This is a genomic window from Bacillus sp. JUb11, from assembly GCF_024807925.1.
GTDB lineage: Bacteria > Bacillota > Bacilli > Bacillales > Bacillaceae > Bacillus > Bacillus altitudinis.
In genome coordinates, this window is record NZ_JANUEZ010000016.1 from 1 (window position 1) to 14,090 (window position 14,090).

The following is a 14,090-nucleotide window of genomic DNA, read 5'->3' on the forward strand; positions in this document are numbered from 1 at the left end:
TTGACTGACTACCTATGATGTATCATAGGATTTTTTTATAAAAACTCGAATTAACAGGTACGTTTTGTCTTGTTTAGTTTTCAAAGAACTTGTTTACCGCTTCAGAAGCGACTAGAACATCTTATCACATACAAGTTGTTAGTGTCAACAACTTTTTTGTTATTATGTTTTTTCGTTTCTTCGTCATCAGCGACGTATATTAATTTACCACCATATATAATCAAAGTCAACAATATTTTGCATTAAATAATAAACTTTTCAATTACGACTAAAGCTGCTACACCTGGAATGCCCAACAAACCACTAATTCCACTCGTTACAGGGTTAATGGAAACATGAAGCCCTAAACTCTCGCCGAATAAATTGAGACAAAATAAAAAAAGAGCACCTGCGACAAATTTTATTCCGATAAGCCCTAACCATTTGAATGGATTCGCTTGAACACCCGACATAAACAACAATAAAACAGCTAACAAAATTGAACCAATCACAATAACAGGTTCCATAATCCTCTCATCTCCTCTTCATATGAATAGTACAAGCATATGAGAGGATTATGGAAAATAGACCTGCTATCTCCAGTTGTTTAAACGTAAATTTCTCTTTTTCGCTTCTCTCAGATAGAAAAAGTACTTCGCTTGAGCAAGCTTTAATTCGAATAGAATGTCCGGTGAAGGCTCAACGCTATTTGCGACAAGCTTTTTTTGTCTGTTCCATTCTTCCTTTTGCTTAAAAAGCTGTTGAATTAATATCTCATCGAATTCTTTTCGAATTGATTTTCTGCGAAGAAAACCCATGTACCGTACTTCTCCTTCCTACATCTCACGTCTGCCTTCTAGAGCCTTAGAAAGTGTGACTTCATCCGCATACTCTAAATCTCCACCTACTGGGAGTCCGTGAGCAATGCGAGAGAGTTTAATTCCTGATGGTTTCAACAATCTAGAGATATACATGGCTGTCGCTTCTCCCTCAATGTTTGGATTGGTTGCAAGAATGACCTCTGTGACTTGATCGTCTTGCAATCTTTTTAATAGGTCAGGAATTTTAATATCCTCTGGCCCAATTCCGTCCATTGGTGAAATGGCACCATGAAGCACATGATATAAGCCGTTGTATTCTTTCATTTTTTCCATTGCGATCACATCTTTTGGATCCTGCACGACACAGATCACAGATTGATCTCTTCTTGTATCTTCACAAATATAGCAAGGATCCTGATCGGTGATATGTCCGCAAACAGAACAATAAGTTAAATTACGCTTTGCATTAACAAGTGCCTTCGCAAAATCCAGCACGACATCTTCTTGCATACTAAGAACAAAAAAAGCCAGACGGACCGCAGTTTTAGGTCCGATTCCTGGCAATTTCATAAAGCTATCAATCAGCTTTGATATTGGTTCAGGATATTGCATCTTCAGTTATTCCTCCTAGAATAAACCTGGCATGTTCATTCCTTTTGTGAATTGACCCATTGTTTCATTTGTTAGTTCATCAACTTTTTTCAATGCATCATTTGTTGCTGCAAGTACAAGATCTTGAAGCATATCGATGTCTTCAGGATCAACAACTTCTTCATTAATCGCCACATCAACGACTTCTTTTTGTCCATTTACTTTTACAGTGACCATGCCGCCACCTGCCGTACCTTCAAGGACTTTTTCTGCAAGCTCTTCTTGAGCCTTAGCCATATCCTTCTGCATTTTTTGCATTTGTTTCATCATTTTTTGCATATTTCCCATTCCACCGCGCATATGAACACCACTCTCTTTCAAATTGTTAATCTTTAATTTCAATTAAATCGGTTCCTACTAACTTCTTTGCTTCTGCAATTAATGGATCTTCTTCAGCAGAAGCTGCCTGACCATCTGCTTGTTCTTCAGGCTGATGATCTCTTAAAAATTCTTCTCTTATTTTACCCCATTGAGCGTCAGGAACGCCAACTAATTCCACTCTTTTTCCTAGCATAGATTCTAGCAGTTGCTCAAGATTGGTTCGAACACCACTTTTATCTTCGGCCACCATCTTACAATGTATTTCAAATTTGAATTTTAAAACAAAGGCATGAGTTGCCGCCGCAACTGGTTCACTATCTGTTAATAGCGCAGCGTGAGATACCTTATTTTGCTGTTTTAATTGGGCAAGAAGCTCTCCCCATTTGCCTTTTATTTTTTCTAGCTCCGGCCGCTTCGCTTCTTTTAAAATCTCATGAATTCGACCGACAGGTGCACGATAACCATTTTTATTACTCGTTTGAGGTCGAGGTGCTTCCGTTTTTGCTTGAGGACTCTGAGACTGAGTCATTGGAACACCCTCAGCTTTTAGCCTAGATAGCTCCTGTTCCAGCCTGTCTATTTTATTCGTTAACGCTGTTAGGTCGGAATCAGCCGGAGATGATACAGCACCAGCCGTTGACTGACAGAGCTTAACCACAGCTACTTCAAAGAAAATTCTAGGATGGTTTGTCCATTTCATTTCCTGATGGCTTTTATTCAGCACTTCAATCGTTTCATAAAGAAACTGAGGTGCCACACGTTCTGAAAGAGCCACAAACTTATCGTCGACTTTGACTTTTTCAAGGACACCTTCAAGATCCGGTGCTGTTTTGTAAAGAAGCATATCTCTAAAGTAGAAGATCATATCCTCTATTAATTTCGCGGCATCTTTCCCCTGTTGAAGCAATTCATTTAACGTATCCAGCGCTATCGCAATATTTTGCTCAAAAATGGCTTCAGCAAGCTGACTAATGAAATGCTGAGATACAGCACCTGTAATGAGCAGTGCATCATCAATTGTGAGCTGTTCACCACTAAATGAGATCGCTTGGTCAAGGAGACTGAGTGCGTCACGCATGCCTCCATCTGCCGCACTAGCAATAATCTCGAGTGAACCCTCTTGTATATTTAGGCTTTCTGCATCTACAATTTTCTCCATTCGTCCAACAATATCTTTTGTCGTGATCCGTTTAAAATCAAATCTCTGACATCTTGATATGATGGTAAGAGGAATCTTATGAGGCTCTGTGGTAGCCAAAATAAAGATACAATGAGCAGGTGGTTCCTCTAGCGTTTTAAGAAGTGCATTAAATGCCCCGATAGAGAGCATATGTACCTCATCTATAATATAAACCTTATATGTAACCGCTGAAGGAGCAAATTTCACTTTATCACGTATATCCCGAATTTCATCTACCCCGTTATTTGAGGCAGCATCTATTTCAATCACGTCTGAAATCGAACCGGTCGTAATCCCTCTACAGGCATCACACTCATTACACGGCTCACTAACAGGTGACTTTTCACAGTTCACTGCTTTCGCAAAAATCTTGGCAGCACTTGTTTTACCTGTTCCTCTAGGACCTGAAAATAAGTAAGCATGAGAAAACTTTTTCTGCAAAAGGGCATTTTGCAACGTTTTTGTGATGTGTTCTTGTCCAACAACATCCTCAAAAACTTGAGGTCTGAACACTCGGTATAAAGCTTGATAACTCACAAATACGCCCTCCTCCATTTATCATCATGTTCATTATACATGATGCAACGATCAATTCAAAAGTACACCTTTATTTTCTAATAAACGAAAAAGGGCATTTCCTTTAAAGACTTATTACTTTTCTTGATTAAAAAACGTGTTTTCCTGCTTTCTGAAAATGGCTTTTTTGCTATTTGTATAAACAAAACAACTGATATATTCTTTCAATAGCAACAAAAAACTCACCTAGATAAACTAGATGAGTTACATTTAATATTGATTTACCGTGCACCTTCTGTCGATTCGCTACCCCAAGCGTTACTTAAACAGTTAGCTCGGCCCAGGCAACCCTGCGGCACATGAGAGGTTTCACTTAATGCTGCTTCCTTCCGGACCTGACATGGTTCATGAATTCCCATTGCGCAGGACCCAGACGTCAACACCACTTATTTAAGGCAGACCTTGAAGTAAACGAACCTTGAGAAGGGATTCGGCCTCGCTAGAGCGGATTGCGAGTACAGGGCACCGCTACCTCCCCGCTTAGCACGGCAAAATGAATATTAAATTGTTGGTGACGCAGACATAAGTATACCTTCTAAGTGATAAAATTGCAAACGACATCCATTCATTTACTTTTCTCCTGCTTCTTACGCTGACGGAGGTCTCGAAAGAACTGACTTAACAGCTCACCACACTCATTTTCAAGCACACCGCCAATGACTTCAGACTGATGATTGAACCGCTCATCGTCCAATAAATTCATTAAAGTACCAGCACATCCACCTTTAGGATCATAGGCACCAAAAACGACCTTTTTCACTCTTGAAAGTACAATAGCGCCTGCACACATTGGGCACGGTTCGAGTGTAACATAAAGTACAGCATCTTCTAAACGCCAGCTACCAGTCATTTTACACGCTTCATCAATAGCAAGTAATTCCGCATGAGCAATTGATCGCTGTTCACTTTCCCTTAAATTGTGAGCACGGCTTACAATTTGATCATCAACAACGATGACGGCACCGATTGGAACTTCTCCTATTTGTTTTGCTTTCAAAGCTTCAGAAATAGCTTCTTGCATAAACTGTTCATCTTTCGTCATAGCACGGCTCTCTTTTCATGTTTTTTTAAAGGATATTGAGGTTAACATATTATCACAATCTTTTAAAGGGGGTCTTGATTTGCCAAAACAACAAAAGGCACTGCTTATTATTGACATGATCAATAATTTTGATTTCGAAATGGGACATGTGCTCGCTGAAAAAACAGAGCAAATGACCAATAAAATTTTAGCCCTTAAACAACACGCTTTCAAGAAAAATTGGCCAATTATCTATATCAACGACCACTATGGACTCTGGAAGGCTGATATCAAAGCTGTTATGGAAACATGTAAAAACGAAAGAAGTGCCCCTATTTTAGAGCAAATGGCACCATCTAAAGATGATTACTTCTTAATTAAACCTAAGCACTCTGCCTTTTACGGAACAGCACTAGAGACACTCCTAAATGAATTAGGTGTGCAAGAACTTATTTTAACTGGAATTGCCGGAAACATCTGTGTCCTATTCACTGCAAATGACGCTTACATGCGAGAGTACAACCTCACTGTACCTAAAGATTGTATTGCTTCAAATGATGATAGGGACAACGAGTACGCTTTAACGATGATGGAGAACGTTCTTCTCGCCAAAATCATAACCACTAAAGAGATCACGGATGAAAATCAAACATGATTTATCCATCACCCTCATAAATTGTTAGCAATAACAAAGGGGGCGTTGACCATTCAAATTTATGTTGTCAAAAGAGGAGATACGTTAAATGAGATTGCCATGCGTTTTAAAACAACGGTAAATGAAATCATTCGGACCAACGACATCGAAACACCAAATCAACTAGTCGTTGGACAAACAATTGTCATCCCTATTAGAGGTCAATTTTATGAGGTCAAACAAAATGATACACTTTATCAAATTGGAAGAAGATTTCAAATTTCGGTAGAAGAATTGGCACGTGTGAATCGGATTCGTCCTGAAGCCATATTGCCTGTTCGTTTTTTGCTTTATATTCCACAAAGACCGAAAAGAAATATTAATTCTAATGCTTATATAGAACCACGCGGAAACCAAGTCAGCGAAAATTTAAAGCAAGCAGCCAGAGAGGCATCTCCATACTTAACACATCTCGGCGCTTTTAGTTTTCAAGCGCAAAGAGACGGAACACTTCGCGAGCCACCATTAGATCAATTGCCTCAGATTGCCGCTCAAAGCAGAACGGTTTTATCCATGGTAGTCACAAATCTAGAAAATGATAAATTTAGTGATGAACTCGGGCGAATCCTTTTAACAAATCAATCTGTCAAAACGACATTATTAAATGAAATCGTCCGCGTTGCTCAAAAGTATCAATTAAAAGAAATCCATTTTGACTTTGAATATTTACGCCCTGTTGATAAAGAAGCCTACCTTCAATTTTTAAGAGAAGCAACAACTCGTTTTCATCAACAGGGTTGGACTATTTCTGTGGCACTCGCTCCTAAAACAAGCAGTGAACAGAAAGGAAAATGGTATGAGGCGCATGACTATGAAGCAATTGGAAAGATTGTTGATCATGTTGTGCTAATGACTTATGAGTGGGGCTACAGCGGCGGGCCTGCACAAGCCGTCTCTCCGATCGGCCCTGTCCGCCAAGTCATTGAATATGCACTGACTGTCATACCTGCCAATAAAATTGTGATGGGGCAGAATTTATATGGATATGATTGGACACTCCCTTATGTTCAAGGAGGCCCTATCGCCAAAGCCGTCAGCCCTCAACAAGCGATCGCCATTGCTAGAGAGAATAATGTATCCATTTTATATGACGAAACAGCACAAGCACCTTATTTCCGTTATACAGATGCTAACAACAAAGAACACGAGGTTTGGTTTGAAGATGCAAGATCCATTCAAGCCAAATTTAATCTCATTAAAGAGTTAAACCTAAATGGAATTGCTTACTGGAAATTAGGTCTATCCTTCCCACAAAACTGGTTGTTGTTATCAGATCAATTTAATATTGAAAAAAGAACGACATCGTAATTCATACGCTCTATCTCTCAGAAGGGGTATGGTACAATATACATTGGTTTGACAACTTTATAGATAGAGGAGAACGCCTATGTATCCTGCCCCTTTTATTGCAGTGGAAGGCCCAATTGGAGCCGGAAAAACAACCTTGGCTACAATGCTTTCAAAGGAATTTCAATTTCCTTTAGTAAAAGAAATTGTAGAAGAAAATCCATTCTTAGATAAATTTTATGAAGATATGGAACAATGGAGCTTTCAGCTTGAGATGTTCTTTCTATGCAATCGGTTTAAACAGTTAGAATCTATTGAAGAGAACTATGTCAAAAAAAAGCAGCCGATTGTCACTGATTATCATGTCTATAAAAATATGATCTTTGCAGAAAGAACCTTATCTAAAAAGCACATGGATAAATACAGAAAGATCTATCACTTGCTGACAGATGATCTTCCTAAACCAAATGCCATGATCTATATAAAAGCCAGCCTTCCCACCTTACTTGATAGAATAAAGATGAGAGGCCGATCTTTTGAAGAAGACATTGATCCAGCTTATTTAAAAACTCTGATTGAAGATTATGAGTTAGCCATCGAGCATTTAAAACAAACTGACCCAGGTCTTCCTATCATTACAATTGAAGGCGATCATACAGACTTCGTTTCCTCACAGCAAGATTACCAGCAAATTGTACAGAACATAAAGGAGCAAGTACTATGAAAAATATTGAAATACCAAAGGATGCTGTCATTACAATTGCAGGGACAGTTGGTGTCGGAAAATCGACCATGACGAAAACAATAGCGGACAAGCTAGGGTTTCAAACTTCTCTCGAAAAAGTAGATGATAATCCATACTTAGAGCCTTTTTATTCAGATTTCCAAAGATGGAGCTTTCATTTACAGGTCTATTTTCTAGCTGAACGTTTTAAGGAGCAGAAACGAATCTTCGAGTCTGGTGGAGGTTATGTACAAGATCGGTCCATTTATGAGGACACTGGTATTTTTGCTAAAATGCACGCAGACAAAGGTACCATGTCAGAGGTAGACTATGAAACGTATACGAGTCTATTTGAGGCGATGGTGATGACACCTTACTTCCCTCACCCAGATGTCCTTATCTACTTACATGGGGATTTAGATCATATATTACATCGTATTGAAGAGCGCGGGAGAGAGATGGAAACTCAAACCGATCGAGCATATTGGGAAGAAATGTACACTCGATATACAGAATGGATTGAACAATTTGATCTGTGCCCTGTGATTAAAATTAACATTGAAGATTATGACTTACTTCATGATGAAAGCTCACTTGATCCAATTCTTCATGAAATTGCTTCTGTTATTCAAAAAAATCGCTCTAACACAAAATAAAAAAAACCGCTGCATTTCTCGAATGCAGCGGTTTGACAATTTCCAATTTTTATGCGTTTCAATTCAACTAAGGTAAAATCAATATGGCGGAGGAAGAGGGATTCGAACCCCCGCGGGCTTTGACACCCCTGTCGGTTTTCAAGACCGATCCCTTCAGCCGGACTTGGGTATTCCTCCGTATCGACAAGAATTAATATATCATATCATCTTATTTTAAGTCAACATCTTTTCGAAAAAATTTTCAACATTTGATTTTGGTATGATGTTTAGCCTATAAAAAGCAGCCGATTATCGGCTGCTCTTCATCTCTTACGTATCCTGTCTAATTTCTTCTATAAAAAGATTCATCTCTTCTTTAAAATCATTTAATGACTCAATAATCTTTGTAAAGTCTGTCACTTGTTTAGCTTGTTCGTTTGTTGAACTGCTGATTTGTGAGATATTTTCAGATAAAGTGCCAATGCTGTCTTGGATTTCTTTTAAAAATGCATTAATGGTTTCAGCTGCTTCCTTTGATCCATCTGATAACTTTCGTACCTCGTCTGCAACAACAGCAAAGCCTTTTCCATTTTCACCTGCTCTTGCCGCTTCAATTGCAGCATTGAGTCCTAACAGGTTTGTTTGTCTCGCAATACCGCCAATGGTTTTGACGACTTCTTCAATGTTTGCGGATTTCTCTTCTGCTCTTCCGGCCTGCTCACTAATTTCTAAGCTTGTCGCAGCCAGTTCTTGAGAATGAGCAGCAATTTGCTCAATTCCACCTTGTAACTCTTTCGCTACTTTATTGATATGTTCCATATAGCCGCTTAATTTCTTCTCACGATGATGTGAAAAAGCCACTAAAAAAGAGCCAATCACTTTTCTATCTTCATCAAAAATCGGATAACCTTTTACAGCAATTTCATAACCATATAAAGACTCTGGCAAATGCCCATCATATTCTTGTCCTCTTAATGTCGTCGCCACGTTCTGGTCCTCTGGGTTTAAAGCGTCCCCTACTTTAATGCCAAAATCTACTGTGGTCGATGGATAATAGCAAAGTACCTTTTCTGTATCAGTGATGCCGAAAAGAACACTTTCATCTAGAACTTTTCTGAGTAATTGAGCCATTTCAACATAATAGTCAAGCCTATTCAAGGTTATTCCTTCTTTCCTAGATGCTTTTAGTTCTTTTATCGGCTTATTTTAGAAAAGCTGTAGAAGTTTAGGTAAAAAGAATAAGATGCCATGACGGCATCTTATTTTATCACTTCTTTATTTCCCATATAAGGACGTAACACCTCAGGAATAATCACTGTTCCATCCTCTTGTTGATAGTTTTCTAAAATGGCTGCAACAGTTCTTCCTACTGCTAAACCAGATCCATTTAATGTGTGGACGTGTTCTGGCTTTGCTTTAGGCTCAGGGCGGAAACGAATGTTTGCTCGTCTCGCTTGGAACGCTTCAAAGTTACTGCAAGAAGAAATTTCACGATACGTATTTTGGCTTGGAATCCATACTTCGATATCGTATTTCTTCGCAGCCGTAAAGCCTAAATCTCCTGTACACATGCTCATGACACGGTATGGCAGGTTCAATAATTGAAGAACTTTTTCTGCTTGGTTTGTTAGTTTTTCTAATTCTTCATAAGAATCTTCTGGTCTGACAAATTTCACAAGCTCTACTTTGTTAAATTGGTGCTGACGGATGAGTCCGCGCGTATCTCTACCAGCAGAACCAGCTTCTGATCTAAAGCAAGCACTAAATGCTGCATAATTGATTGGCAGCTGCTCTCCTTCAAGAATCTCGTCACGGTGCATGTTCGTAATTGGCACTTCAGCCGTTGGAATGAGGAAATAATCTTCTTCTCGAATTTTAAAAGCATCCTCTTCAAACTTTGGAAGCTGTCCAGTTCCTGTCATGCTTGCTCTGTTGACCATATAAGGTGGTAGTACTTCAGTAAAACCAAATTCATCTACGTGTAAATCCAGCATAAAGTTATAAAGTGCACGCTCTAACCGTGCGCCTAGCCCTTTATAAAAAACGAAACGGCTTCCTGTCACTTTTCCTGCACGTTCAAAATCCAAAATCTTCAGCTCATCGGCTACATCCCAATGCGGCTTTGGTTCAAATGAGAAGGCTGGCTGTTCGCCCCATTTTCTCACTTCAATGTTGTCATCTTCTGTTTCACCGACTGGTACAGAGTCATGAGGGATGTTTGGAATTGAGAATAGGATGGTTTGCAGGCTTTCCTCTACTGTTCTTAATTCATCATCTAACTTCTTAATCTCATCGCCTACCTCACGCATTTCTTGAATAATGTGATCAGCGTCTTTCTTTTCTCTTTTTAGAACAGCCACTTGCTGTGATACTTCATTTCTTCGGCTCTTTAATACTTCCGTTTTGCCGATTAATTCTCTTCTTTTTTGATCCAGCTCACCAAACTTATCAAAATCCGCTAAATCTTCGCCTCGATGGGCTAATTTTTCTTTGATTTGATCAAAATCCGTTCGCAGTTGTTTAATATCCAGCATGTGTAACACTCCTTTTTTATCGAAAAATAAAAAGAGCCCTCATCCCATGAAAGGGACGAGAGCTCTCGCGTTGCCACCCTGATTGAAAACACGCCAAAAGCATGCTTTCCTCTTTCCTCTGTAACGGCATCACCGTAAATGCTTACTTCGTGTTTCAGCATTTCGCTCAAGGATGGATTCAGAATGCATCTTTCACCGATTCTCACCAACCATCGGCTCTCTGAGAAAGAGGGGCTTCTTACTATTTCCCGTCAACGCTTTTTCGATCTTTGATTGTGATTTTAATGTACTATAAGTTTTATCTCTTTTCAACCGTTTTATACAGCAAGCTTCGTTTTATAGGACTCCACCATCTCAACAAACAGCTGTGTTAACCGATGGTCGTCTGTCAGCTCTGGATGAAAAGAACAACCTAAGATATTGTTTTCTTTCGCCATCACAATCCTGCCGTCATACTCAGCCATGACCTCTACGCTCTCATCTGCGCTGATGATATGAGGCGCACGGATGAACACTCCTGTAAACGGCGCATCCAGTCCTTTCACTTCTACATCTGCTTCAAAGCTGTCTACCTGTCTGCCAAACGAATTACGTGCAACAGATACATTTAACAGTCCAAGATGAGCATCTTCTCGATCTTCTATATGCTTTGCCAGCATAATCAAACCGGCACAAGTCCCAAATATCGGTTTACCTTGAGCAGCGAACGCTTTAATCGGTTCAATGAATTGGTACGTATCCATGAGTCTTCTCATCGTCGTACTTTCACCACCAGGGATAATGAGACCGTCAACAATTTCTAACTCCTCTACCCGCTTGATGATCTTTCCCGCTGCGCCACAAGCTTCAATCGATTGAATATGCTCTCTCACCGCTCCTTGAAGCCCTAGTACACCAATTGTTAGCATGTTCGTTTGCGCTCCCTTAATTACCAGCCACGCTCTTGCATACGCTCTTCTGGCAATAGATTTGAAATTTCAATTCCTTTCATCGCTGTTCCAAGCTCTTTAGAAAGCTCTGCAATTAGACGGTAATCTGTGAAATGAGTCGTTGCTTCTACAATCGCTTTTGCAAATTTAGCTGGATTGTCTGATTTGAAGATACCAGAGCCGACAAATACACCATCTGCTCCAAGCTGCATCATTAATGCTGCATCTGCTGGTGTCGCAACACCTCCAGCAGCAAAGTTTACAACCGGTAATTTGCCTTCTTTTTTAATTTGAAGCAATAATTCATAAGGTGCGCCTAAATTCTTGGCTTCTGTCATCAATTCATCTTCACTCATTGCCGCCACTTTACGAATTTGAGCATTGACCTTTCTCATATGACGAACAGCTTCTACAATATTTCCTGTACCAGGCTCACCTTTTGTACGCAACATAGATGCACCTTCTGCAATACGACGAGTCGCTTCACCTAGATCACGGCAGCCACATACGAAAGGTACTGTGTATTCATTTTTATTTAAATGGAATTCCTCATCTGCGGGCGTCAGCACTTCACTCTCATCAATATAATCAACACCAAGTGCTTCAAGAACACGAGCTTCCACGATGTGGCCGATACGTGCTTTTGCCATGACTGGAATCGTTACTGCATTTTGTACTTCTTCTACGATTCTTGGATCTGCCATACGGGCAACACCGCCTGCTGCACGGATATCAGCTGGTACCCGTTCTAGTGCCATTACTGCCACTGCGCCTGCTTCTTCTGCGATTTTTGCCTGCTCAGCATTGACGACATCCATAATGACGCCACCTTTTTGCATTTCTGCCATTCCACGTTTTACTCGTTCAGTTCCCTTATTGCTCACAATTGTTTCCTCCCATTTGTCTATTCGATTGATTCAACACCTTTATCATACAAGCGATAGAGTATAACAATAAAGAGAATAGTATAACAATTCAATTAGCTCATAAAAAAGAAGAAACCCTTATATATCAAGGTTTCATAGTTAAAAAGGCATCATTCCCTCTTTTAAGTGTTATTAACATGTTATAATGCATCTATAACAATTCGAAACCATCTATAACAATTCCACACCCATTGGAGGATTTTCATGCATATTGATATCCATCGACATTCAGATACATCTCTTTCAAATCAGATTTACTTTTCCATCGTTGATCACATTCAATCAGGTCTGCTTCAGCAAGGCGATAAGCTGCCGACTGTACGTGATCTAGCGAAACAGCTGAATGTGAGTCTTGTCACAGCGGCAAAAGCCTATACACGGCTTAAGGACGACGGATTTTTAACGACTGTACAAGGGAAAGGTACGTTTGTGAATGAGCAGCATGAGCAAACCGACATCCCGGTTCAATCATCTACTTCTTTCGATTGGCAGTTATCGATCCCAGATTATTTACCAAGGTCTCAATTCGCTCAGTATCACTATGTCGAAGAAGCCATTAATCTTTCTTCCTCTATGATTGATCCTGGTCTTTTACCTAACCGGTATTTAGAAAAAGAAATGCAGCATGTCCTAGCCCGGCATCCTCAAATCATGTCAAAATACGGTGAAATACAAGGTGACCTTCAGCTTCGTCAGGTCATTCAATCATTTCTAGAAAAATTAGATGTTCCTTCTACTCCTGAAAATATCCTTGTCACTAGCGGTTCTCAGCAAGGACTTGATTTAGTGGCACGTACATTTATCGGGCCGGATGATGTAGTTGTCATGGAGGCGCCCACTTATCCAGGCGCAATTGATGTCTTTATGGGGAGAGGGGCACGAATTATTACGGTTCCTGTCGATCATGAAGGAATGAACATGAAACAGCTTCAAAGCATTTGTGATAAATATAAACCAAAGCTCATCTATACCATTCCTACTTTTCACAGTCCTACAGGTGCTAGTATGTCGATGAAACGAAGAAAACAGCTGCTTTTACTGGCACAAAGCATTGATTGTCTCATTGTAGAGGATGATCCTTATCGTGAGCTTTATTTTGAAAAGAAGCCGCCGGCACCCATTAAAAGCCTAGATCACGATGGACACGTCATTTATTTACGAGGATTAAGCAAGACACTGGCTCCAGGATGCAGAATTGGAATTATTACAGCGTCAGGCTCTATATTTAACCGTTTATTAGCTGCAAAAGCCAATAATGATTTAGGTAGCCCGCTTCTCACCCAAAAGGCGATCTTACCGTTTCTCACTTCCAAGAAAATGATCGATCATACGAAAAAATTAAGAACTGCCTTGAAGGTGAGACGCGATTTGATGATGGATGTGTTGACAAAGCATGCGCCAAAGGACGTCACGTGGCAAATCCCACAGGGCGGGCTCAATTTGTGGCTTAGCTTTCCTTCCTGGGTCGATACACGTGCCCTATTACATGAGGCACGGAAGCAGCAAATCACCTTCCTGCCTGGCTCTGTCTGCTATCCTGGGGAGCCGAAGCAGAATTATATACGCCTTAGCTTTTCTTATGTGAATGAAAAGGCACTGACGGAAGGTATGGAAAAGTTATGTGGTATTTTTCAGCAGGCATTGTCTTCACCTCAAAACCACAAACAATCTCTTTTCTTTTAACGATAAAAAAACTGCTCTCATATATAGAGAGCAGTCAGGCTGTCGAGAAAATCTCGACAGCTTTATTTTTTTCCTTAAATTTTCCACTACCCCATTTTATAATAGAGAAAAGCATACTAAAGGAAGGTG

General features: G+C 39.9%; 14 protein-coding genes, 1 tRNA gene, 1 other RNA gene, 1 pseudogene and 1 other annotated feature. Of the genes and pseudogenes, 5 read left to right on the forward strand and 12 right to left on the reverse strand.

What is annotated here, in order from left to right; genetic code table 11:
* Positions 1-242: 242 nt before the first annotated feature.
* The 7 genes from M2369_RS19100 to tadA all read right to left on the reverse strand — a co-directional run bounded on the left by M2369_RS19100 (position 243) and on the right by tadA (position 4,570).
* A complete protein-coding gene (locus M2369_RS19100) occupies positions 243-506 on the reverse strand; it encodes a pro-sigmaK processing inhibitor BofA family protein (RefSeq protein ID WP_012009068.1) in 264 nt (87 codons plus the stop codon).
* A gap of 66 nt (positions 507-572) precedes the next feature.
* Positions 573-797: a YaaL family protein gene (locus tag M2369_RS19105; RefSeq protein WP_008342008.1), complete on the reverse strand. Its 225-nt coding sequence runs from the start codon at positions 795-797 to the stop codon at positions 573-575.
* An 18-nt stretch (positions 798-815) separates the two neighbouring features.
* On the reverse strand, positions 816-1,412 hold the full coding sequence (gene recR, locus M2369_RS19110; RefSeq protein WP_003218094.1) for a recombination protein RecR: 597 nt from the start codon (positions 1,410-1,412) through the stop codon (positions 816-818).
* A 15-nt stretch (positions 1,413-1,427) separates the two neighbouring features.
* Positions 1,428-1,751 carry a YbaB/EbfC family nucleoid-associated protein gene (locus tag M2369_RS19115; protein ID WP_008342011.1) on the reverse strand — a complete coding sequence of 108 codons (324 nt, stop codon included), beginning with the start codon at positions 1,749-1,751 and terminating at the stop codon, positions 1,428-1,430.
* 25 nt (positions 1,752-1,776) lie between these two features.
* Positions 1,777-3,489 (reverse strand): DNA polymerase III subunit gamma/tau, encoded by a 1,713-nt coding sequence (dnaX, locus tag M2369_RS19120; RefSeq protein ID WP_008342013.1) that lies wholly within the window; start codon positions 3,487-3,489, stop codon positions 1,777-1,779.
* Positions 3,490-3,752: 263 nt separating this feature from the next.
* An RNA gene (gene ffs / locus M2369_RS19125) (signal recognition particle sRNA large type) lies at positions 3,753-4,017 on the reverse strand.
* Between the two features lie 76 nt (positions 4,018-4,093).
* Positions 4,094-4,570 (reverse strand): tRNA adenosine(34) deaminase TadA, encoded by a 477-nt coding sequence (gene tadA, locus M2369_RS19130; protein ID WP_100325785.1) that lies wholly within the window; start codon positions 4,568-4,570, stop codon positions 4,094-4,096.
* A 79-nt stretch (positions 4,571-4,649) separates the two neighbouring features.
* On the opposite strand from tadA, the gene M2369_RS19135 reads away from it, so the two are divergent.
* From M2369_RS19135 to M2369_RS19150, 4 genes are all read left to right on the forward strand, one after another.
* Positions 4,650-5,204, forward strand: a complete 555-nt coding sequence (locus M2369_RS19135) for a cysteine hydrolase family protein (RefSeq protein ID WP_259255629.1) — start codon at positions 4,650-4,652, stop codon at positions 5,202-5,204.
* Positions 5,205-5,303: 99 nt separating this feature from the next.
* Entirely contained in the window at positions 5,304-6,551 is a 1,248-nt protein-coding gene (locus M2369_RS19140) for a glycoside hydrolase family 18 protein (protein WP_234703937.1), read from the forward strand.
* 79 nt (positions 6,552-6,630) lie between these two features.
* On the forward strand, positions 6,631-7,254 hold the full coding sequence (locus tag M2369_RS19145) for a deoxynucleoside kinase (RefSeq protein ID WP_216896236.1): 624 nt from the start codon (positions 6,631-6,633) through the stop codon (positions 7,252-7,254).
* Positions 7,251-7,910 (forward strand): deoxynucleoside kinase, encoded by a 660-nt coding sequence (locus M2369_RS19150; protein ID WP_024719578.1) that lies wholly within the window; start codon positions 7,251-7,253, stop codon positions 7,908-7,910. The genes M2369_RS19145 and M2369_RS19150 overlap by 4 nt, the downstream gene beginning before the upstream one ends.
* A gap of 84 nt (positions 7,911-7,994) precedes the next feature.
* Here M2369_RS19150 and M2369_RS19155 read toward each other — a convergent pair.
* The 5 genes and pseudogenes from M2369_RS19155 to pdxS form a co-directional block, all read right to left on the reverse strand.
* Positions 7,995-8,087 (reverse strand) — tRNA-Ser (locus M2369_RS19155).
* Positions 8,088-8,219: 132 nt separating this feature from the next.
* Positions 8,220-8,552, reverse strand: a pseudogene (locus tag M2369_RS19475) (methyl-accepting chemotaxis protein); the annotation flags it as partial.
* Positions 8,553-9,148: 596 nt separating this feature from the next.
* Entirely contained in the window at positions 9,149-10,423 is a 1,275-nt protein-coding gene (gene serS / locus M2369_RS19165; RefSeq protein ID WP_008342028.1) for a serine--tRNA ligase, read from the reverse strand.
* A gap of 48 nt (positions 10,424-10,471) precedes the next feature.
* Positions 10,472-10,687, reverse strand: a binding site (T-box leader).
* Positions 10,688-10,740: 53 nt separating this feature from the next.
* Positions 10,741-11,331: a pyridoxal 5'-phosphate synthase glutaminase subunit PdxT gene (gene pdxT / locus M2369_RS19170; protein ID WP_008342030.1), complete on the reverse strand. Its 591-nt coding sequence runs from the start codon at positions 11,329-11,331 to the stop codon at positions 10,741-10,743.
* A 20-nt stretch (positions 11,332-11,351) separates the two neighbouring features.
* The gene (gene pdxS / locus M2369_RS19175) at positions 11,352-12,236 is read right to left on the reverse strand and encodes a pyridoxal 5'-phosphate synthase lyase subunit PdxS (RefSeq protein WP_008342033.1); all 885 of its coding nucleotides are present in this window, start codon (positions 12,234-12,236) and stop codon (positions 11,352-11,354) included.
* 246 nt (positions 12,237-12,482) lie between these two features.
* Here pdxS and pdxR point away from each other — a divergent pair, with 246 nt between their 5' ends.
* Positions 12,483-13,961, forward strand: coding sequence for a MocR-like pyridoxine biosynthesis transcription factor PdxR (gene pdxR / locus M2369_RS19180; protein ID WP_058214427.1), 1,479 nt, complete (start codon positions 12,483-12,485; stop codon positions 13,959-13,961).
* Positions 13,962-14,090 lie beyond the last annotated feature (129 nt).

Coding starts and splice junctions, on each gene's coding strand:
- M2369_RS19100 (WP_012009068.1), bottom strand. CDS start 506: ATGGAACCTGTTATTGTGATTGGTTCAATTTTGTTAGCTGTTTTATTG.
- M2369_RS19150 (WP_024719578.1), top strand. CDS start 7,251: ATGAAAAATATTGAAATACCAAAGGATGCTGTCATTACAATTGCAGGG.
- pdxR (WP_058214427.1), top strand. CDS start 12,483: ATGCATATTGATATCCATCGACATTCAGATACATCTCTTTCAAATCAG.
- M2369_RS19140 (WP_234703937.1), top strand. CDS start 5,304: ATGCGTTTTAAAACAACGGTAAATGAAATCATTCGGACCAACGACATC.
- tadA (WP_100325785.1), bottom strand. CDS start 4,570: ATGACGAAAGATGAACAGTTTATGCAAGAAGCTATTTCTGAAGCTTTG.
- pdxT (WP_008342030.1), bottom strand. CDS start 11,331: ATGCTAACAATTGGTGTACTAGGGCTTCAAGGAGCGGTGAGAGAGCAT.
- serS (WP_008342028.1), bottom strand. CDS start 10,423: ATGCTGGATATTAAACAACTGCGAACGGATTTTGATCAAATCAAAGAA.
- recR (WP_003218094.1), bottom strand. CDS start 1,412: ATGCAATATCCTGAACCAATATCAAAGCTGATTGATAGCTTTATGAAA.
- M2369_RS19145 (WP_216896236.1), top strand. CDS start 6,631: ATGTATCCTGCCCCTTTTATTGCAGTGGAAGGCCCAATTGGAGCCGGA.
- M2369_RS19115 (WP_008342011.1), bottom strand. CDS start 1,751: ATGCGCGGTGGAATGGGAAATATGCAAAAAATGATGAAACAAATGCAA.
- M2369_RS19105 (WP_008342008.1), bottom strand. CDS start 797: ATGGGTTTTCTTCGCAGAAAATCAATTCGAAAAGAATTCGATGAGATA.